General features: G+C 29.7%; 19 protein-coding genes. 16 read left to right on the top strand and 3 right to left on the bottom strand.

From position 1 onward, the window contains the following. Position 1 precedes the first annotated feature (1 nt). Positions 2-1,870, top strand: coding sequence for an APC family permease (locus PTZ02_RS08055; RefSeq protein WP_274227274.1), 1,869 nt, complete (start codon positions 2-4; stop codon positions 1,868-1,870). Between the two features lie 230 nt (positions 1,871-2,100). Next, positions 2,101-3,969 carry an APC family permease gene (locus PTZ02_RS08050; protein ID WP_274227273.1) on the top strand — a complete coding sequence of 623 codons (1,869 nt, stop codon included), beginning with the start codon at positions 2,101-2,103 and terminating at the stop codon, positions 3,967-3,969. A gap of 55 nt (positions 3,970-4,024) precedes the next feature. Here PTZ02_RS08050 and PTZ02_RS08045 read toward each other — a convergent pair whose 3' ends face one another. Beyond that, complete coding sequence (locus tag PTZ02_RS08045) at positions 4,025-4,579, bottom strand: LptM family lipoprotein (RefSeq protein WP_274227272.1); 555 nt, start codon at positions 4,577-4,579, stop codon at positions 4,025-4,027. 250 nt (positions 4,580-4,829) lie between these two features. Between PTZ02_RS08045 and PTZ02_RS08040 the strand changes: the two genes are divergently transcribed. The 8 genes from PTZ02_RS08040 to PTZ02_RS08005 all read left to right on the top strand — a co-directional run bounded on the left by PTZ02_RS08040 (position 4,830) and on the right by PTZ02_RS08005 (position 12,889). After that, a complete protein-coding gene (locus PTZ02_RS08040; RefSeq protein ID WP_274227271.1) occupies positions 4,830-5,624 on the top strand; it encodes a histidinol-phosphatase HisJ family protein in 795 nt (264 codons plus the stop codon). A gap of 229 nt (positions 5,625-5,853) precedes the next feature. Next, positions 5,854-7,734, top strand: coding sequence for an APC family permease (locus PTZ02_RS08035; RefSeq protein WP_274227270.1), 1,881 nt, complete (start codon positions 5,854-5,856; stop codon positions 7,732-7,734). Positions 7,735-7,881: 147 nt separating this feature from the next. Further along, the gene (locus PTZ02_RS08030; protein WP_274227269.1) at positions 7,882-8,268 is read left to right on the top strand and encodes a hypothetical protein; all 387 of its coding nucleotides are present in this window, start codon (positions 7,882-7,884) and stop codon (positions 8,266-8,268) included. Between the two features lie 37 nt (positions 8,269-8,305). Next, a complete protein-coding gene (locus tag PTZ02_RS08025) occupies positions 8,306-9,004 on the top strand; it encodes a response regulator transcription factor (protein WP_274227268.1) in 699 nt (232 codons plus the stop codon). Between the two features lies 1 nt (position 9,005). Further along, the gene (locus tag PTZ02_RS08020) at positions 9,006-9,941 is read left to right on the top strand and encodes a sensor histidine kinase (protein WP_274227267.1); all 936 of its coding nucleotides are present in this window, start codon (positions 9,006-9,008) and stop codon (positions 9,939-9,941) included. Between the two features lie 334 nt (positions 9,942-10,275). Beyond that, positions 10,276-11,199 carry an ABC transporter ATP-binding protein gene (locus PTZ02_RS08015; protein WP_274227266.1) on the top strand — a complete coding sequence of 308 codons (924 nt, stop codon included), beginning with the start codon at positions 10,276-10,278 and terminating at the stop codon, positions 11,197-11,199. Continuing rightward, the gene (locus PTZ02_RS08010; RefSeq protein WP_274227265.1) at positions 11,192-11,869 is read left to right on the top strand and encodes an ABC transporter permease; all 678 of its coding nucleotides are present in this window, start codon (positions 11,192-11,194) and stop codon (positions 11,867-11,869) included. Before PTZ02_RS08015 ends, PTZ02_RS08010 begins: the two co-directional genes overlap by 8 nt. A gap of 150 nt (positions 11,870-12,019) precedes the next feature. Next, positions 12,020-12,889: a methionyl aminopeptidase gene (locus tag PTZ02_RS08005; RefSeq protein ID WP_274227264.1), complete on the top strand. Its 870-nt coding sequence runs from the start codon at positions 12,020-12,022 to the stop codon at positions 12,887-12,889. Between the two features lie 37 nt (positions 12,890-12,926). Here the strand turns inward: PTZ02_RS08005 and PTZ02_RS08000 are convergent, their stop codons facing one another. Then, positions 12,927-13,574, bottom strand: coding sequence for an MBL fold metallo-hydrolase (locus PTZ02_RS08000; RefSeq protein ID WP_274227263.1), 648 nt, complete (start codon positions 13,572-13,574; stop codon positions 12,927-12,929). Between the two features lie 164 nt (positions 13,575-13,738). On the opposite strand from PTZ02_RS08000, the gene PTZ02_RS07995 reads away from it, so the two are divergent. The 4 genes from PTZ02_RS07995 (at position 13,739) to galU (ending at position 18,202) form a co-directional block, all read left to right on the top strand. Continuing rightward, the gene (locus PTZ02_RS07995; protein ID WP_274227262.1) at positions 13,739-14,854 is read left to right on the top strand and encodes a DUF2935 domain-containing protein; all 1,116 of its coding nucleotides are present in this window, start codon (positions 13,739-13,741) and stop codon (positions 14,852-14,854) included. A 100-nt stretch (positions 14,855-14,954) separates the two neighbouring features. After that, positions 14,955-15,521: a GNAT family N-acetyltransferase gene (locus PTZ02_RS07990; protein WP_274227261.1), complete on the top strand. Its 567-nt coding sequence runs from the start codon at positions 14,955-14,957 to the stop codon at positions 15,519-15,521. A 132-nt stretch (positions 15,522-15,653) separates the two neighbouring features. Beyond that, the gene (locus PTZ02_RS07985; protein WP_274227260.1) at positions 15,654-17,228 is read left to right on the top strand and encodes a [Fe-Fe] hydrogenase large subunit C-terminal domain-containing protein; all 1,575 of its coding nucleotides are present in this window, start codon (positions 15,654-15,656) and stop codon (positions 17,226-17,228) included. Between the two features lie 113 nt (positions 17,229-17,341). Further along, positions 17,342-18,202 carry a UTP--glucose-1-phosphate uridylyltransferase GalU gene (gene galU / locus PTZ02_RS07980; RefSeq protein WP_274227259.1) on the top strand — a complete coding sequence of 287 codons (861 nt, stop codon included), beginning with the start codon at positions 17,342-17,344 and terminating at the stop codon, positions 18,200-18,202. Between the two features lie 48 nt (positions 18,203-18,250). On the opposite strand, the gene PTZ02_RS07975 is transcribed toward galU, so the two are convergent. Further along, positions 18,251-18,730 carry a GNAT family N-acetyltransferase gene (locus PTZ02_RS07975; RefSeq protein WP_274227258.1) on the bottom strand — a complete coding sequence of 160 codons (480 nt, stop codon included), beginning with the start codon at positions 18,728-18,730 and terminating at the stop codon, positions 18,251-18,253. A 194-nt stretch (positions 18,731-18,924) separates the two neighbouring features. Between PTZ02_RS07975 and PTZ02_RS07970 the strand changes: the two genes are divergently transcribed. Together PTZ02_RS07970 and PTZ02_RS07965 are read left to right on the top strand one after the other, a co-directional pair. Beyond that, a complete protein-coding gene (locus PTZ02_RS07970; RefSeq protein ID WP_274227257.1) occupies positions 18,925-19,845 on the top strand; it encodes a metallophosphoesterase family protein in 921 nt (306 codons plus the stop codon). 16 nt (positions 19,846-19,861) lie between these two features. After that, entirely contained in the window at positions 19,862-20,662 is an 801-nt protein-coding gene (locus PTZ02_RS07965; protein ID WP_274227256.1) for a hypothetical protein, read from the top strand. Positions 20,663-20,793 lie beyond the last annotated feature (131 nt).

The raw sequence follows: 20,793 nt of genomic DNA, 5'->3' as shown, positions 1-20,793 counted from the left end.
TATGTTAGATAAGTTTATGGATATATTACTAGGTGAACCTTTGGCTAATGAACAAGGAGCACATGAAAAGTATAACATTCCTTTTGGTCTTGCAATTATGGCAAGTGATGCTATATCATCAGTTGCATACGCGGCTCAAGAGATTCTATTCGTTTTAATTGTTTTAGGAGCAACTGCATATCAATGGTTAACTTGGACTTCATTCATGATTATTGGCTTATTGATTTTATTAACTATTTCATACATACAGATTATCAGAGCATATCCTCAAGGTGGAGGTGCTTATAAAGTTGCAACAGAAAATATAGGCACTAAAGCAGGGTTATCAGCTGGAGCTGGATTAATTATAAGTTACATACTCACTGTAGCAGTTAGTGCGAGTGCTGGAGTTGATGCAATAATCTCTGCATTTAGTGGCTTATCTCAATATAAAGTTATTTTTGTTGTAACTATTATTATAATACTAACTATTTTAAATTTAAGAGGTATAAGTGAATCTTCAAAAATTTTTGCTATACCCACTTATATATTTATTTTTAGTATGATTTTTATGATTGTATATGGTTTGTTTAAGTATTTCATTTTAAACATCCACCCTGAACCACTATACGCTATTCCTAATAAGACTACAGAAAACTTAACTTTATTTCTTATATTAAGAGCATTTTCTTCAGGATGTTCGGCTTTAACTGGAGTGGAGGCAGTAAGTAATTCAGTTCCAAACTTTCAAGAGCCTAGCCAAAAAAGTGCAAGAACTGTAATGATTTTATTAGCAGGGTTAATATTTTTTATTTTTGGAGGAACATCAATTCTTACTATATTTTATACAGCAGTACCGTTACAAAATGGACCGACAGTTATATCTCAAATAGCCTATGCTATTTTTCATAATGGATTTATGTACTATTTAATTCAATTTAGTACAGCTGTAATTTTGCTAATGGCGTGTAATACTGCATATACAGGGTTTCCAATGTTAATGTATATAGTAGGAAAGGATGGTTTTGCACCAAGACAGTTTACCGTAAGAGGTAAGAGACTTAGTTTTTCTTTTGGAATAGGGGCATTGTCATTTGTAGCATGCCTTTTAGTCATTATATTTAAAGCAGACACACATAGATTAATACCATTATATGCTATTGGTGTATTTATATCTTTTACACTAGGTCAATATGGTATGGTAAATCACTGGCGTAAAGACAAGGAAAATGGGTGGATTAAACGTGCAATTATTAATGGGTTTGGTGCCTTTCTAACTTTATTAACTACAATTATAATATTAGTCGAAAAATTTAGCGAAGGAGCATTTATTGTTGCAATTTTAATTCCACTAATAATTTTAATTCAGTTAAGAATTAAAGCTCATTATAATAGGGTAGCTTGTAGGTTAAGGGTAACTAAGGCATCTTTAAAGAATATTGATTTAAAAGCAAAGTATGATCACATAGTAGTTGTCCCTCTAGCAAGTTTAAATAGTGCAACATTAGGAGCTCTTCAATATGCTCAGAGTTTGAGTTCTAATGTAATAGCTTTAAATATATCAACAAATAGAGAGGATTTAGAAAAACTAAAGAATAAATGGGCCTTACTTGATACTGATATTTTATTAGTAGCTAAATATTCTGCATTTAGAGCAGTTGTAACACCTATTTTAGATTATTTAGATAAAATGGCAAATGCAGCATCAGAAAATGAAAGGATTACTGTGATTTTACCTGAATTTGAAACTCATGAGTGGTGGGGAAGTTTTTTACATAATCATACAGGATTCTTTTTAAGGGAGACTTTGCTTAGAAAAAATAATATAGTGGTTGCAACATATCCATATCATTTAACTGAAGCAGATGTTTGTGAACCTGATGATGAATAAAAATAATAGGATTATGAGTGAATTTATCGAGAAAATTCACTTGTAGTCCTTAATTTATTCAATTATTAATCAAAACTTAATAAATTAAGAAAAAATTTAGATGATTTTCAAAGAAAATGTGATAGAATTATGTCTAGGTCTTTTCAAACATAAATGAACAATTCGTAAACTTTAAATTATTAACATTTAATTTAAAGAAAATTATTCAATACTAACGGGGGTATAACAATATGCTTGAAAAATTTATGAATCTACTGATAGGAGAGCCTTTAGCTAATGAGCAAGGAAGTAGTGAAAAGTATAACATTCCTTTTGGATTAGCAATTATGGCAAGTGATGCTATTTCTTCAGTAGCGTACGGGGCACAAGAAATACTATTTGTTTTAATTGTCTTAGGTGCTTCAGCTTATCAGTGGTTGACATGGACATCCTTTATGATTATAGGATTGTTAGTTATATTAACAATTTCATATATTCAAATTATTAGGGCGTATCCTCAAGGGGGAGGAGCTTACAAGGTTGCAACAGAAAATATAGGGACTAAAGCTGGGTTATCTGCAGGAGCAGGACTTATAATTAGTTATATACTTACAGTTGCAGTTAGTGCAAGTGCAGGTGCTGATGCTATAATTTCTGCCTTTAGTAGTCTATCAGAGTATAAAGTACTATTTGTTGTAAGCATAATTATAGTACTAACTATATTAAATTTAAGAGGTATCAGTGAATCATCAAAAATATTCGCAATACCAACTTATATTTTCATTTTCAGTATGATTTTTATGATTGTTTATGGATTATTTAAGTATTTTGTATTAAATATCCATCCAGAACCAATGTACTCTATTCCTGGACAGGCTACAGAAAATTTAACTTTGTTTCTTATATTAAGAGCATTTTCTTCAGGATGTTCTGCTTTAACTGGAGTAGAGGCTGTAAGTAATTCAGTACCAAATTTTAAAGAACCAAGCCAGAAAAGTGCTAAGACTGTAATGATTTTGCTTGCTGGTTTAATATTCTTTATATTTGGAGGTACTTCAGTACTTACTATATTTTATACAGCTGTACCAATTACAAATGGTCCTACAGTAGTATCACAGATAGCATCCGCTATATTTCATAATGGATTTATGTATTATGTAATACAATTTAGTACAGCAGTAATTCTACTTATGGCATGCAATACTGCCTTTACTGGATTTCCAATGCTTATGTATATAGTAGGTAAAGATGGCTTTGCTCCTAGACAATTTACTATAAGAGGTAAAAGACTTAGTTTTTCTTTTGGAATTGGAGCATTGTCTTTTATAGCGTGCCTATTAGTAATTATATTTAAAGCAGATACTCATAGACTAATACCATTGTATGCTATTGGTGTATTTATATCATTTACATTAGGTCAATATGGTATGGTAAATCATTGGAGAAAAGAAAAAAGTGCTGGATGGGTAAAACGTGCATGTATAAATGGATTCGGAGCTTTAGTTACCTTCTTAACAACAATTATAATATTAGTAGAGAAGTTCAGTGAAGGAGCTTTTATTGTTGCAATCCTAATTCCAATTATAATATTAGTCCAATTAAAAATTAAAGCACACTATGACAGAGTTGCCTGTCGTTTAAGTATAAGTCAATTAAACCTAAAGAAAGTTGATTTAAAGGTGAAATATACACATATTATAATAGTTCCAATTGCAAGCTTAAATAAAGCAACTATAGGAGCATTACAATATGCGCAGAGTATAAGTGATAATGTTATTGCTATAAATATTTCCACTGATAAAGAAGCTATGGAAAGACTGAAACAAAGATGGAGTGAATTAGATACTGATATTCTACTTGTATCGAAATATTCTCCGTTTAGAGCAGTAGTAACACCGCTATTAAAAAATATAGAACAGATTGTAGATGCGGCTGCTGATAATGAAAGAATAACAGTAATTGTTCCGGAGTTTGTTACTCATGAACGTTTTGGAGAAGTTTTACATAATCATACAAGCTTCTTTATTAGAGAAACATTATTAAGGAATAAAAATATTGCTGTTTCTACATTCCCATATCATTTATCAGATGAGGATGTATGCGAAAGAGAAATTAATTAAGAAAAAGGACTATAGTATATTTGAACTTAACAATATACTATAGTCCTTAAATTTTTTATTTCGCAGCCTTTGCAGCTTCAACAAGTGCAGTAACATATCCTTTTGTATCTTGAAGAGTAGCTCCGCTTACTGCATCTACCATTTTCTTATTATCATTATCTTTTAGGGTTTTTTCTAAATCAGAAACAGTTTTTCCAGTTACATATTTTTCTATAGCAGCATAAGATTCATCAAGTGGTTTTGTAGCTTTAGCTTCTTCTTTCATTAAGTCACTATAGTATTTTGCATTAGCTTTCTTTGAAGCTAAAACCATGTTAGGATCTTTATAACCTTGAAGCCCAAAGTCCTTATCAGAATTAGGAACTCCTTTTGCAACGTCTTTTCCCATAAATTGATAGTCATCAATAGATGCACCAACTATTGTATCTCCAGATACAGCTACCACTGCAACTGTGAAACATTTTGTTCCATGCGCTGCATACTCAACTCTTCCCATTTTTATGTTGCTTGTGTCTACCTTAGCTGGGGTGGTGGTCGCAGCTTTATTTCCACAACCTGCAAGTGAAGCAACAATTCCTAAAGTAAGAACAATTCCTAAAAATTTTTTCATTAATATCTCCCCTTCATTTAATTTGATTTATGTAATAAGTATTTTGATATAAAATTAACGGTCTTTCATTCTCAATATATTGTTAGGAAGAGTATATTATTACTTATGCTTCATTAGAAAAACAAATATAGTATAAGCAAATTAGATGAATATCCTTATACATGAGGAATGACAAACTTTAACAATAACTAAAATAGATTTATAATAAAAATATGGATAACATAAATAAACATAAGAAGGAGAAAAAAGAATGAAAAAATACTTTGGAGATTATCACGTGCATTCAAGCTTTTCCCCAGATTCTAAAGAAGCAATTGAAAATATATTTAATAAAGCCAAGGAAAGTTTATTAAGTGAGATATGTTTAACAGAGCATATAAGTATGAATGAAAATGATAGTAGCTATGATTACTTAAAATATAATAACTATATAGAAGAAGTAAACAAATATAATGGACAAGAATCTTCAGAATTATCAATTAAGATCGGATTAGAGGTTGGAGAAGGTCACAGGTATATAAAAGAAGTAGGGGAATATATAAAAGATAAAGATATAGATTTTATAATAGGATCTCTACATAGGATTGACGATATTGGAATAATTGGCTATTTAGAAATGTACGATATAAAAAAGGTGTATGAAGACTACTTTAAAGAGTTATATGAGGTAGCCGATAAGAGTGAATATGATGTGCTAGGACATTTAGACTTAGTGCAAAGATATGCATGGAATAAGTATGGAAGATATGAATATAAAAATTATGAAGATTTAATTGATTGTATACTAAAAAGAGTGATCGAGAGGGGAAAGGGAATAGAAATAAATACTTCTATTTTAAAGAACAGAAAAGAATATATGCCAAAATCAGAAATAGTAAGAAGGTATAGAGAATTAGGTGGAAAAATAATTACTGTTGGATCTGATGCGCATAGCTTTGAGAGAGTTGGAGAAGGAATTAGCATAGCTTATGATTTTTTAAAGGAAAGTGGTTTTAAGTATATTTCTAGATATGACAAAAGAAAGTGCTATTTTGAAACCCTATAACAATTTTAAACTAGATAAAATATGTTTTATATATTTATTGTATCATTTATGAATAAACTTTAAATTTTTGATAAAAATGTGAACAAGTACTTCAATTTATAATTATTTGTGCTAAAATGTAGTTTGATTTATTTAGGAATACAATATATGATGCATAAATTTTTTATAAAACTAAATTTAAAACAAATTTTTAATGAAAAATATCTAGTACTTATGGGGGTATTATAAAATGCTTGAAAAGTTTATGAACATACTTATAGGGGAACCCTTAGCCAATGAACAGGGTGCTCAGGAAAAGTATAATGTTCCTTTTGGTCTTGCTATAATGGCAAGTGATGCTGTTTCATCAGTTGCATATGCAGCAGAAGAAATTTTATTGGTTTTGGTGCCAATTATTGGAGCTATGGCATATAGCTGGCTAACTTGGACTTCCTTTATGATAGTTGGGCTACTATTAATTTTGACTATATCTTATATACAAATTATTAGAGCTTATCCTCATGGAGGGGGAGCATATATAGTTGCTAAGGAAAATTTAGGCTCAAAAGCCGCATTAATTGCTGGAGCTGCACTACTAATTGACTATATACTTACAGTAGCTGTTAGTGCCAGTGCCAGTGTTGCTGCAATAACTTCGGCATTTTCTGGATTAAGTGAACATAAAGTTTTAATTGTAATTTCATTAATTATAGTTTTAACTATCATGAACTTAAGAGGAATTAGTGAATCTTCAAGGGTGTTTAGTATACCTACCTATATATTTATTGTAAGTATGATATTTATGATTTTATACGGATTATTTAAATATTTTGTTTTACATATAGAGCCGCATCAATTAGTTATAGATCCTGAGTCTGCTAAAGGAATGGGAAGCCTAAGTGTATTCTTAATTATGAAGGCTTTTGCTTCAGGATGTTCTGCACTTACTGGATTAGAAGCGGTAAGTAATTCAGTACCAAACTTTAAAGAGCCAGCTCAAAAAAATGCTAAGATTGTAATGGTATTGCTTACCGGATTAATTTTATTTATATTTGGTGGAAGCTCAATACTAGCAAGATTTTACGAAGTTATACCTAAAGATGGTGGACCTACTGTAATAGCTCAATTAGCATATGGTGTATTTAATTATGGACCAATGTTTTATGTTATACAATTTAGTACAGCTATAATCTTACTTATGGCTTGTAATACTGCATTTACTGGATTTCCAATGCTAATGTACGTTGTAGGTAAGGACGGATATGCCCCAAGACAATTTACAGTTAAAGGTAAGAGATTAAGTTTTTCAGCTGGAATCATTTCACTTTCATTTGTAGCTTGTTTCCTAGTTGTAGCATTTAAAGCTGATGTTCATTTATTAATTCCATTATATTCAGTTGGAGTATTTTTATCATTTACATTAGCACAGTCTGGAATGGTTATTCATTGGATGAAGAGTAAGGAAGCCGGTTGGCGTTCTCGTGCAGTTATAAATGGTTTTGGAGCTTTTATAACCTTAGTTACTACAGGTGTTATAGTATGTGTTAAATTCTTCTTAGGAGCTTGGATAATTATTTTAGCATTACCTATAGTTGTATATGTTATGATTAGCATACATAATCACTATGACCGTGTTGCATGTAGATTAAGATTAAACAATGATTCGCTTAAAAACTTTGATCTAAAAGTGAAATTCGAGCATATAGTTATTGTGCCACTTGCAAGTTTAAATAAAGCAACATTAACGGCTCTTCAATATGCTCAAAGTATAAGTCCTAATGTAATAGCTATAAATATATCTACAGATAAAGTGGCTTTAGAAAAATTGAAGGCTAGATGGGCTTTATTGGATACAGATATAATTTTAGTAGCGAAGTATTCTCCATATAGAGCAGTAGTTACACCTTTAATACAGTATATAAATCAAATTGCAGATGCAACAACAGATAATGAAAAAATTACAGTAATATTGCCTGAGTTTGAAACCCATGAATGGTGGGGAGGAGTACTTCATAACCATACTGGTTTCTTCTTAAGAGAGACACTACTAAGAAAGAAAAAAATAAATGTTTCTACCTGTCCATATCATTTATCAGATGATGATGTTTGTGAGTTAGATAACGACAATTAATATATTATGTAGAGAGCCTTGCAGTATATGCAGGGCTCTTATTTTATTATAAGAGTAAATAAATATATCTAAAAATAAGTAATTATATGGTACAATTTACATAAGTTAAAAAATCATAACTTTTATACTTGATTAGGAGGGCAAAACTTGAAAAATATAAAATCAGAAAATATTATTAAATTAATGTATATTGTATTTATTATATGGTCAGTAGCTACTATTGTGGTAATAAGTAAAAACATAGAGAGTAAAAGTGCAATTATAATTGTAATAGGATATATAGTTTATTTATTTGTTATGGTTTTCTATTTAATAATAAAAACATTAATGAATATAAGGAATTTAAAATTAAGAGAAATAAAAAAAAGGTTTATAAAATTTATATTGATGGCTGCGATTTTTGGTGGGACATCCTGTATTATTGATTATTTTTTTAGACCAGAAAAATTTGATATTTTGAGATCTTTCTCAATATCAATTTCATTAGCACTTGGTATATATTTTTTTGATTTAGCATTTACTAAAAAATACTAAACTAAAACTTTAAATATAAAGCGGGGTATGGTGAGATATGAATAATAAAATATTAATTATTGAAGATGATAGATCCATTAGTGATATGGTTAAGAATTATTTGACTAAAGAGGGTTTTAATATAGATACTGCTTATGATGGGGAAGAGGGAATAACCAAATTCTTAAAAGAAAATTATGATTTAGTTGTTTTGGATTTAATGATGCCCAAATTAGACGGAATGGAAACTATGAAAATCATAAGAGAAAAGAGTTCTGTACCAATTTTAATAATGTCAGCAAAAGATACAGATGTAGATAAAGCAATTGGGTTAGGTCTAGGGGCTGATGATTATATAGCAAAGCCTTTTTCAATGATTGAGATTTCAGCTAGAATTAAAGCTTCCATCAGAAGAGCAACAAAATATTCGTCTACCACAAATAAAGAAGAGGACAATATAGCAAAGCTTGGAGAGCTTACAATAAATTTTGAAAATTTTCTAGTAACTAAAAATGGAGAGTCTATTCAGTTAACATCAAAGGAATTTGAGATACTTAAATTATTCATTAAAAATCCAAATAGAGTTTTTACAAAAGCACAAATATACAGTTTCGTTTGGAATGATGACTATTTTGGAGATGAGAATGTTATTAATGTTCATATGAGAAGGCTTAGAGAAAAAATAGAAGATGATCCATCAAAGCCAAAATATATAAAGACTTTGTGGGGAATAGGGTACAAGTTGGAGGGAAATTAATATGATTATTTTTTTACTTGTAATAATAGGCATACTCAGTGGAGTAATTATATTTCAGCACTTGTCCAAAAGAGAGAGAAACAAAAATTTGAAGTATATTGAAGATAAGCTGCAAGAGTTAACGAGCAAAGGTAAGATTGAGAAAATTTTAGTTGTAAAAGATGATGAGAGAATAAAAGGATTATTATTAGAAATAAATAATCTGTTAGATTATAGTCAAAAGGTACTTGCGGATTATAGAAAAAAAGAAATATCTATGAGAAAAATGCTTTCAAATATTTCGCATGATTTAAAAACACCTTTAACTGTTGTTCTAGGGTATATAGAAACTATAAGCCTTGATAATAACATGGAAATTGAAGAAAGAGAAGAATTGCTTTCTAAGGTTCATAATAAAACTTTGGAAGTTATAGATTTAATGAACAAGTTTTTTGATTTAGCAAAGCTTGAATCAGGAGATAAAGATATTCCAATTACTAGAGTTAACATGAATGAAATATGCAGGAAAAATATATTGGATTTCTACGATATATTAAATAATAAAGGTATAGAGGTAAATATAAATATTCCTGAAGAAATTATTTACTCACAAGGAAATGATGAGGCGCTAGATAGAATTGTAAATAATCTTATATCAAATGCAATTAGATACGGAATGGATGGGAACTACTTAGAATTTAATCTTCGATTCGATGATGAATACTCATATATTGAAGTTATAGATAAAGGAAAAGGGATAGATGAAAATCAAATAGAGAATGTCTTTGAGAGAATGTATACACTTGAAGATTCAAGAAATAAACTATTCCAAGGTAGTGGATTAGGACTTACAATAACTAAAAGATTAGTTGAGAAATTAGGTGGAGAAATTTATCTTAAAAGTAAACCTAATTTGAAAACCATCTTTACAGTAAAGCTAAAAAGAATAACATACTAGTAATTAAAAAAACAAGGTGTTCAATATAACGCATCTTGTTTTTCTAATATTATGATAACAAACGGTGAATAGATGAGATTTTAACTTATAAGGTTACAGAATTCAGGGGGAAACCCGAAGTAATGCTAAACATACCGCGCATGGATGAGGGTTTCGCTTCTTATATTTACAGAATTAATGGAAAAAATCGAAGGAACGCTAAACAGGCCGCGCGTGTATGAGATTTTATTCCATTAATTCAACTTAAGGATTTTGTAAGATTTGATTAATAAAAAAGAGAAGTCCAGAAACTAGAATAGAATTATAGAAGATAAGTAATGAGAGGAGCAAGAATATGAGTTATATATTGAGAACTACAAATTTAACAAAATCCTTTAAGGATAAAAGTGTTGTTACAAATGTAAATATGAATATTAAAAAAGGTGAAATATATGGTTTCTTAGGGCCAAATGGAGCAGGTAAAACAACTATTATGAAAATGATTACTAATCTTGTGAAGCCTACAAGTGGTGAGATAGAGATATTTGGCGAGAAGTTAATGAATAATTCCTTTGAAATATTAAAGAAGATAGGAACCATTATAGAATACCCAGTATTTTATGACAAACTTTCAGGAAGAGAAAATTTAGAATTACATTGCGAATATATGGGTTACTATGATAAAGGAGCTGTCGATAAGGCGTTAGATTTAGTAGGATTAAAGGATATAGATAGCAAAATGGTCAAGGAATATTCATTAGGAATGAAGCAAAGACTTGGGATTGCAAGAGCTATTATAAACAAACCAGAACTACTAATATTGGATGAGCCAATAAATGGACTTGATCCAATTGGAATTAAGGAGATTAGAAATCTTTTTAAAATGCTAAACAAGGAATATGGAATGACTATTTTAGTATCAAGTCATATATTAAGTGAAATAGAACAAATTGCAGATACAATTGGAGTGATAAACCATGGAAGATTAATAGAAGAAATTTCTATGGAAAGTATAAGGGATGATAATACTGAATACGTAGAAATAGTCACTAAAGATTGTACTAAAGCAGCTTATATACTTGAAAGTGAGCTTAATATTTCTAATATCAAGGTGATCAATAATTCATTGATAAGAGTATATGATTTAAAGGTATCGCAAAATAGTATATCTAAGGCATTGATATTAAGTGGGATAGAAATAGATGCTATAAACAAGAAAAATACTTCTTTAGAAGATCATTTCTTAAAACTTTTAAATGGAGGGGATTTAAGTGCTTAAATTAATGAAGTTAGAGCTAAAAAAGTTTAGAATAGGGGTAAAGGGAGCAGTAATAGCTAACCTGATTATGTTAGCAGCTATAGTTATGACGGTGTTTGTTTCTCAAGATTCTAAGGAATTTTCAAGTTACAGCCTCGTATTTGAACTAACTGGATTAACAGTAAGAGCAGTTTTCTTAATATTTGCAGCAAGTATCATAGCGAAATTAGTAGTTGGAGAATATAATAATAAAACTATAAATCTTATGTTTATGTACCCTATTAATAGAATGAAAATTATGCTTTCAAAAATATTAATAGTATTAATATTTGCATTTGTTGCAATGCTAGCATCAAATATTTTCTTAAATGTTAGTATATATATAATTAATTCATTTACTCATATATTACAAGATACTTTAACCAGTGATATGATATCAAAAACTTTAATAAATAGTGTGCTTTATTCATTTATATTTGCATTTGTAAGCTTGATTCCGGTATTTGTAGGAATGAGGAGAAGAACTACTGGCTCAACTATTATTACAAGCGTAATAGTTACAAGTATTTTAAGCAACGGTAGTAGTTCACCGTTAAGTTCAATTATATTAATTCCAATCATATTTGCAATTCTAGGTGTAGTTGGAACTTATATATCAATAAGAAATATAGATAGTGTAGATATTGTATAAACTATAGGAAGTTCATTTTGAACTTCCTTTTCTTATAAGAAAATTTTCATAGATGCAAATATAGTATAATAGGAGTATTATAAGATTAAGGATTCAAAAATAAAAGATTTATAGCAACTTAATTATATATAATGACAAGGAGAGGATAAGATGGACGTAGGCAGAAATGATAAATGTTGGTGTGGAAGTGAACTTAAATATAAAAAGTGTCACATGGAATTTGACGAAAGATTACAACAATTAAAGAATCATGGACATATTATTCCACCAAGAGAAATTATCAAAAACAAAGAACAAATTGAAGGTATTAGAAGAAGTGCTAAAATAAATAATGCAATACTAGACTTAGTGAGCAGTAATATAAAAGAAGGTATGAGTACAGAGGACTTAGATAAATTAGTTTATGATTATACTATATCTCAAGGTGCTATACCAGCTGATCTTAATTACTATGGTTATCCAAAGAGTATTTGTACTTCAATTAATGATGAGGTATGTCATGGAATACCAAGTGAAGATATAATACTTAAAAATGGAGATATTATTAATGTAGACGTATCTACAATTTTTGAGGGTTATTTTTCAGATGCTTCAAGAATGTTTAAAATTGGAGAAGTAAGCGAAAATGCTGAAAAATTAGTTAGTGTATGTAAAGAGTGCTTGGAGAAAGGTATTGAGGCAGTAAAGCCATGGGGATTCTTAGGAGATATAGGAGCAGCAATACAAGAACATGCAGAAAAAAATGGGTACTCCGTTGTTAGAGATTTTGGAGGACATGGAGTAGGAATTAAGTTTCAAGAAGAACCATTTGTACCTCATTATGGTAAAAAGGGTACAGGGATGGTTTTAGTACCAGGTATGGTTATAACTATTGAACCAATGATAAATGAAGGAGACTATAGATTATATGTGGATCCTAAAAATGAATGGACAGCACATACAAAAGATGGTTCACTTTCAGCTCAATGGGAACATACAATTTTAATAACTGAAGATGGTACAGAAATAATATCAAAGTAAATAAAAAAACAGAAGCAGTTGCTTCTGTTTTTTTTATTTAATTATGTAGTTTTATAAATGGACCATGACCAGAAGCTATGTATTTTATAGGAAGCTCAGATAATACATGTTTTATAATTTCAAGTGCCTTTGGGGAAGGAATTTGCCTGTCAGTAATTGAGTCTATTTCCATTTCTAAAGTTGAATCAATTATTTGTTCATTAATATTATCAAAATTTATAATTAAGTCACTACTAAAAAGAATATTGCGTTTAGTATCAAAGGCAATAAGCCCTTCCCATAAGTGCATCTCAGAAGGATATGATATAAATTTAAGTGAATATATTTCTTCCTCTAATGTATCTCCAGGATTTTCAATTTGTAAGTCATAATTAAATCCAAAACCGTTAAATTGCATTGAGGTTGTTTTTGAACAAATTGTATGAGCTTCAGGATATTCCTCAAGTATCAGATCAATACCACCACATTCATCACCTTCAAAATGAGATACAAAAATATAACTAAGTTTTTTCTCACCTAATATTTCTTTCAGTTTAGGAACTAGTTCTTTTGCCATCTTATGATTTCCTGTATGGATTAATAACGGCTTACTTCCTAGAAATAGAAACTGATTAAAATTAATAGGAACATTAGGAATTGAGTGGTTAAACTTATAAAGGTCATCTAAAACTTTTATTACTTCCATATTAAAACCCCCTTAGTTAATTAATTATCATCAGTATAACATTATTAAGAACAAAGTCAATTTTAATAATGTATGTATGTATGAAAGAAAAATTCTGTAACAAGTATTGAATACAACCATATAATAGAATCAATGATTAATTATTAAATTAAGAGGGGACAAATATGATATCTAGTTCCAAGTTTATAAATCAGTCGCTGGAATTACATCTTTTTTTCGGAAGGATTATGAAAGAACATGCATTGTTTCTACAATTAAGCTTTACTCCAAAAGATGTAGAGTATATGAAACATGCAGATATGTTTAGAAGAAGATTTGATAAATTATTCAGTGAAGTACTTAGAATGTCTAGCGGAGTAATAAGGCCAGAAGTCATGAAATCAGGAGAGTTAGTAACACCATTTACATTAAAAGCTGAAATGGCTACTCAATATTTTACTGGTGTGGATATTGCAACTGAGCTTACTCAAATTGAATTAGGTCAGAGAGCAGACATATTAAAATCAGCTAATTATAATCAATCAAGTGGTATGCTAAATCAAAATATGATGCAACATAGCATGATGCAACCAGATATGACCATGCAACAGGGAGAAATGGGGGAACAAAATACAGAAATGCAGCCAGGAATGGAGATGCAGCAAAATAAAATGATGCAGCCAGGAATGGAAATGGGGCAAAATCAGGATATTAATATGGGTGGCGCTGCACAAGAGCGCAGAGTTTTTATACTTAATCAAACAGCATTAGATTTATTAGAAGAATTCGCAGGATTTAAGGCGGATGTTTTAGGCAATATAAAGGCTTGTAAAATGGTTACTACAAATATTTATCCAACTATGTTGCAACATTTAATACATGAAGCTCAAAATTACTATAAAATGATTCAGAAGTTACAAAGTAGACAAGACGTTGACCTTGAACAGGAAGCATATGAAGAAGAATCAACATGGAATCATCTAATGGAAGAACATGCAAAGTTTATTAGAGGATTACTTGATCCATCAGAAGACGATCTCATAAAAAAAGCAAATGAATTCGCAGATGAATTTGAAGAGCTTACTAAAGCTGCAAAAGATGCCATGGATAATGTAATGCCACTAGATGATGTTACCAATGAGAGTATAGAGGCAACTACTGAATTAAGAGATTTTAAAGCGCAAGGAACTCAAGGTATACTAGAATGTAAAATCAAATCATTGATACTTCCATTGCTTTCAGATCACGTTTTGCGCGAGGCAAATCACTACTTAAGATTATTAGATAAATATAAACAGTAATTATATAATATTCCTCCTAAAGACTTTATGGTCAAGGAGGAATTTTAATTTATATTACAAGATATGGTATAATGTATAGAAAAAGAAAGGGAGTATACCTATGGATAGATCTCAAAGGGAAGGTATCCAATCATTAATTAACAATAAGTATAAACTTATTCCCTTAAATTATGAACATATTGAAACCTTGTACAATTGGAACATAAATGAGAAGGAACTTGAGAATTTTACTTGTAGGCCAATAATAGAATATAAATCCTTAGAGGAGTATTTAAAAAGTACAATAAATAGAATTTCAGAAGGGAAAATAAAAGTATATGTGCTAGTAGAGGAAAAAACAAATAGCCCTTTAGGTAAAATATCACTATTTGATTTTAATGAAAGAAATCATAGTGCAGAATTTGGCTATTATCTTCCAAAGGTTTATAGAGGGAAAGGGTTAGGAAAAATACTGCTTAGAGATTTATTAAAAACTATTTGGGAACAAGATGAGCTTAACTTAAATAAAGTTTATGCTACAACGTCTTCAAATAATATAGCGTCAATAAAACTACTGGAAAAATTTGAATTCAAATTAGATGGAGTATTAAGAGAACATTATTGGATTAATGATGCTAGATATAATCAGCTTATTTATTCTATGCTTAAATGTGAATGGATTAAGTAATTAATATATAGCACTTCATAAAAAAAGATCAGCTCATATAAATTTGAGGGGATCTTTTTATTTTTTTATATAAGTAATAATGAAGGAATATAAAAAGTAACTATAAATATATAAAAAATACGGAGTGATAATATGGGAAAGTCAAAAAGGGCTACTAGGCAAGAAGAAATTATAAATATCGATAAAAGAAAATGTATTGGATGTACAGCATGTGCATTTACATGTGCAAGGACTACAGGGATTTCAGTATTAAGATCTATAATAGGGGTAAGAAAAACTGTTGAGCCTAAAAATGATAACTTTGAAGCTTCAGCATGCATATTTTGTGGTCAATGTACATTAACATGTCCAACCTCCTCAATAAATGCAAGAAATGATATCAATTTAGTAAATGAAGCTTTAATGAGTGGCAAATATCTAGTAGCAACAGCAACTCCTGCAGTAAGAGCTACATTAGGAGAAGAATTCAATCTTCCTATTGGAACTGATACTTATGGGAAGATATCAGCTTCAGCAAAAAAAATAGGTTTCCAAAGAGTCTTTGATTCAGCATTTTGTGCAGATATGATCTCCCAAGAGGTAGGAAATGAATTAATTAAGAGATTATCAAGCAAGGAAAAACTCCCAGTATTTACTTCCTGCTGTCCAGCATGGATAAATTATGCGGAAATTTTTCATCCTGAAATAATTGATTATATTTTGCCAACTAAAACACCTGAACAAATGATGGGAACATTAATAAAAACATATTTTGCAGAGAGCTATAATGTTTTGCCAGACAATATTTTTGTTGTTGCTATAAGCACATGCACTTGTGCTAAATATGAGGCTTCTAGGGCTAATATGGGAAGAGATGATTATAAAGATATAGATGTAGTATTAACTATAAGAGAATATGCGGAGCTATTAAGAGAACGAGGAATAAATATTACTGCAATACCTGATGAAAAACCAGATACTTTTATGGAAGAACATACTGGAGCTGCAGCATTAACAGGAATAGCAGGAGGAATTACAAATTCTATACTTAGAGTTGCTCAAAAGTACTTAAATGGAGAAAACGTAAAGATTGATGACATAGAATTTACTCCGGTTAATGGATATGAAAATGTTTTTGAAGCTATGGTCACAATTGGAACGAGTCAAGAAAAAGTAGCGGTATTAAATGGATTAAAAGATATGGATAAATTCATAAGCAGTTCAAAATGGAAAGAATATATACTTATTGAGGTTATGGGATGCCCAGGTGGATGTGTGAATGGTGGTGGCACAAGGAAGATTAAGAAAAAATCAAATATAAATGAAAATCTATGTATAAGATGTAATACCTGTATTTTAAATTGTCCTACAGGAGCCATATATCATAAACCCAATGGAAGTGCAGCAAGCTTGCCTGATAAGTGTGTTGGATGTTCGCTTTGTAGTAAAATTTGTAGAGCAGGGGCAATAAATATGATGTATTTTGATAGTGCAAATGATAAGCTTTTGACTGAAGATTATATAAAATTAAGAGCAGATGTGCTAAAAGACATTGATAAAAAATCTAGTATTAGAATTTCTGATGAAAATAATACTATGCAAGAGCTATATAGAAATTATATTGGTAAACCAGGTGAGGATAAAGCTAAAAGTTTACTGTATACAGAACATGTAGATAGATCCTCTATACTAGAAAATGAAAAAAGAAGAAATAAAAGAAAGAGTTAACTAATTTAGCTTATTTCACATAAAAATTACACAATTGTCACATTATAATAACACATGGGTAAATTAATATTTATTTATATATTAATTTATAATTAATAAAAGGAGTGTATATTATGAAAGTGAGAAAAGCAGTAATTCCAGCAGCTGGACTCGGAACAAGGTTTTTACCAGCAACAAAGGCCCAACCTAAAGAAATGCTTCCCATAGTAGATAAGCCTACAATTCAATATATTGTTGAAGAAGCTGTTGCTTCCGGAATAGAAGAAATTTTAATAATTACAGGTAGAAATAAAAGAGCTATTGAAGATCATTTTGATAAATCAGTTGAACTTGAGGATGAACTTGAAAATAATCATAAAGAAGAACTGCTGGAGTTAGTAAAGAAAATTTCTAATATGGTTGACATACATTATATACGTCAAAAAGAACCTAAAGGATTGGGGCATGCTATAGGCAGAGCTAGAACCTTTGTAGGTAATGAACCATTTGCTGTAATGCTTGGAGATGATATAGTAGATAGTACAGTCCCTTGTTTAAAGCAATTAATTGATTGCTATAATGAGTACAAAACTACTATACTTGGAGTACAACCAGTTAATAGGGAAGATGTGTGTAAGTATGGAATTATAGATGGTTTAAAGGTTGAGGACCGTGTTTATAAAGTTAAGAATATGATTGAGAAGCCTAAGGTTGAAGAAGCCCCTACAAATATAGCCATCCTAGGAAGATATATAATAACCCCTAACATATTTGAAATTCTTGAAAATACAAAACCAGGAAAAGGTGGAGAAATACAATTAACAGATGCACTAAAAGAATTATCTAATACAGAAGCAGTATATTCGTACTGCTTTGAAGGACGACGATATGATGTTGGTGATAAATTTGGATTTTTACAAGCAAATATTGATTATGCATTAAAAAGAGAAGACTTAAAAGAAAACTTACTTGCATATTTTAAAACACTTCAGTAATACAATTAAGCCCTAGAATAATATTTCTAAGGGCTTTTTTATTGGAATTTATAATTCTAAGCTTAATATATATTGTAGACCAACAGGGCCCATTCTTCTTAATCCAGTATCTTTGAAATTAGATTTCTCATATAATTTTTGAGCGGATATATTTCTTTCATTAACTCCAAGTACTATTTCATTTATTTCCTTAAAGTTATTACTTATAAAACTTGGTAAAAGTCTTAAAGCTTTTTTAGCATATCCTTTTCCTTGATAAGGGTAATTTATAGAAAAGTAGCGAAGAAGTATGGCTTTAGGGTTATTTTTATATTCAAGAACTTCATCTCCTAAGTGTAATCCAAAAAATCCAATTGGTATTTCATTTAGTAAGATGACAACCGGTTTTTTGTTTTCGTCTAATATAGGTGAAGCTAAAATCTTTTTAGGGAGAGAAGTAAATATCACTATATCTTCTGGAAGATAAAATTTAAATAAATCATTTTTGTATATTTCTTTAAAAAAACTAAGCTTTATATCATTATTCATATTAATCTTATCCTCCTTCTAGCTGCAATATATTAAGAAATTATAGCATTATGTATTACTATAGTAAACATGATTAACATATATTTTAACTTTATTGAAACATTAATATTGATTAATTATGTTATAGTGTATTTTAATAAGCAGTTAAAAAACATATTCATATAATATACTATTAATTATAAAGGGGATTTTATATGGATTTTGTGCTTAAGTTTGACACCAAAGGCAAGTTTAAAATAGTTCAATTTACTGATATTCATGAAGGACCAGAGATGGATGAAGGAATTGGTGTAATGAGGAAGATACTAGATTATGAAAGACCTAATCTAGTTATTTTAACAGGAGATAATATAGATGGTAAATGCAAAACAATTGAAGATGTTAAGACGGCAATTTCTCATATAGCATCACCAATGGAGAATAGAAAGATACCTTGGGCTATAGTTTTTGGAAATCATGATGATGAACATGGTGTTATGTCAAAAGAAGAGATGATGAAGTTTTATATGAGTTTTGATTACAATATTAGCCAAGTTGGTTATAAAACTTTTGATAGGATAGGAAACTATAATCTTCTTGTAGAAGGAAGTAAAAATAAAAAACCTGTTTTAAACCTCTATTTTCTTGACTCTGGTAAGTATGCTCCTTTTTTTGTGGGAGGATATAATTGGATAAAACTAACTCAAGCTTTATGGTATAGAAAAATTACTTTTGGGTTAAAGCAAAGATATAATAAAATAATACCTTCCTTAATGTATTTTCATATACCACTTCCAGAATATAAAAAGGCATGGAGGCGTGGGAAACCTAAAGGAGAAAAATTAGATTCAATAGATTCACCTTTAATAAACATATGTGGAGGTCTTTTTAGAGTTCTCATTAACACAAAAGACGTAGTAGGTGTATTTGTAGGACATGATCATTTCAATAATTTTGTGGTGAAGTATAAGGGGATTTTACTAGGGTATGCAGGGTACACAGGCTATGGAGGGTATGGAGATTCGAAAATTCCTCGTGGGGCAAGAGTGGTATTAGTTAATGAAGCAAATCCAACTGATATTAAAACTTGGTTAAGAAGAGAAGGAGATAATGAACTAAGAAAATTATATGATTGAAAGGTGATTACATAGGATGAATATTTTTATAGAAATAATTATTAAAACGATATTAGAAACATTTTATTTAACTGGAACAGTGATCTTGATTGGATTTTTGCTAGGTGTGTTGAGAAATAGTACCTTGAGAAATTTTCAAAGAAGCTTTGGTAGTAAAGCATTAATGATTACTGGGTTTATTGGAGTTCCAATTCATGAATTAAGTCATGCAATCTTAGCAGTATTTTTTAGGCATAGGATAAATAGTATAAAATTACTTCAAAAGCCTGATGTTAATGGGGTGATGGGATATGTAAATCATAGTTATAGTAAAAATAGTATTTATCAGCAGATTGGAAATTTTTTCATTGGTATTGCACCAATATTTGGTGGGGTTTTTTCAATAGTTGCATTAATGCATTTTGTTATACCTAAGTCCTATAATAAACTAATTGGAATATTAGAGAGCGGACTTAAAGTTACAACCTTAAATAAATCTATAGTAGAAGGAATTATAAATTCGTATATTGGATTATTTAAAAATATATTTTCTTTAGAGAATTTTAAAAACCCTTATTTTTATATCTTCCTCTTTATTTCAATATGCATATCGTCTCATATATCATTAAGTTCAGCTGATATAAAAGGGGCATCAAGGGGATTAACTATTATCTTTGCTATTTTACTAATATTAAACATTTTTGGATTATCAAAATATATTTCTGAAATAAATATTATTAGATATAATATCCTATTAACTGGAGTTCTGTTAGTAGCAGTAATTCTTTCAATAATTACTTATGTAATTAGTTTATTTGCAAGGAGTATAAAAATATAGAAGTCTGTTTAATCTTTGAGCATACTCATGGATTAAACAGACTTTTTACTCTTTAGGAATTTATAATATTTTAAGTACGTGGATAACTTTATAAGTTTGAATTACAATATCGCCTTGACGATTTTTTATAT

It is taken from the genome of Clostridium sp. 'White wine YQ', assembly GCF_028728205.1.
GTDB lineage: Bacteria > Bacillota > Clostridia > Clostridiales > Clostridiaceae > Clostridium_T.
This window is presented reverse-complemented; position numbering and strand designations above follow the sequence as displayed.

Coding starts and splice junctions, on each gene's coding strand:
- PTZ02_RS08055 (WP_274227274.1), top strand. CDS start 2: ATGTTAGATAAGTTTATGGATATATTACTAGGTGAACCTTTGGCTAAT.
- PTZ02_RS08050 (WP_274227273.1), top strand. CDS start 2,101: ATGCTTGAAAAATTTATGAATCTACTGATAGGAGAGCCTTTAGCTAAT.
- PTZ02_RS08045 (WP_274227272.1), bottom strand. CDS start 4,579: ATGAAAAAATTTTTAGGAATTGTTCTTACTTTAGGAATTGTTGCTTCA.
- PTZ02_RS08040 (WP_274227271.1), top strand. CDS start 4,830: ATGAAAAAATACTTTGGAGATTATCACGTGCATTCAAGCTTTTCCCCA.
- PTZ02_RS08035 (WP_274227270.1), top strand. CDS start 5,854: ATGCTTGAAAAGTTTATGAACATACTTATAGGGGAACCCTTAGCCAAT.
- PTZ02_RS08025 (WP_274227268.1), top strand. CDS start 8,306: ATGAATAATAAAATATTAATTATTGAAGATGATAGATCCATTAGTGAT.
- PTZ02_RS08020 (WP_274227267.1), top strand. CDS start 9,006: ATGATTATTTTTTTACTTGTAATAATAGGCATACTCAGTGGAGTAATT.
- PTZ02_RS08015 (WP_274227266.1), top strand. CDS start 10,276: ATGAGTTATATATTGAGAACTACAAATTTAACAAAATCCTTTAAGGAT.
- PTZ02_RS08005 (WP_274227264.1), top strand. CDS start 12,020: ATGGACGTAGGCAGAAATGATAAATGTTGGTGTGGAAGTGAACTTAAA.
- PTZ02_RS08000 (WP_274227263.1), bottom strand. CDS start 13,574: ATGGAAGTAATAAAAGTTTTAGATGACCTTTATAAGTTTAACCACTCA.
- PTZ02_RS07995 (WP_274227262.1), top strand. CDS start 13,739: ATGATATCTAGTTCCAAGTTTATAAATCAGTCGCTGGAATTACATCTT.
- PTZ02_RS07990 (WP_274227261.1), top strand. CDS start 14,955: ATGGATAGATCTCAAAGGGAAGGTATCCAATCATTAATTAACAATAAG.
- PTZ02_RS07985 (WP_274227260.1), top strand. CDS start 15,654: ATGGGAAAGTCAAAAAGGGCTACTAGGCAAGAAGAAATTATAAATATC.
- galU (WP_274227259.1), top strand. CDS start 17,342: ATGAAAGTGAGAAAAGCAGTAATTCCAGCAGCTGGACTCGGAACAAGG.
- PTZ02_RS07975 (WP_274227258.1), bottom strand. CDS start 18,730: ATGAATAATGATATAAAGCTTAGTTTTTTTAAAGAAATATACAAAAAT.
- PTZ02_RS07970 (WP_274227257.1), top strand. CDS start 18,925: ATGGATTTTGTGCTTAAGTTTGACACCAAAGGCAAGTTTAAAATAGTT.
- PTZ02_RS07965 (WP_274227256.1), top strand. CDS start 19,862: ATGAATATTTTTATAGAAATAATTATTAAAACGATATTAGAAACATTT.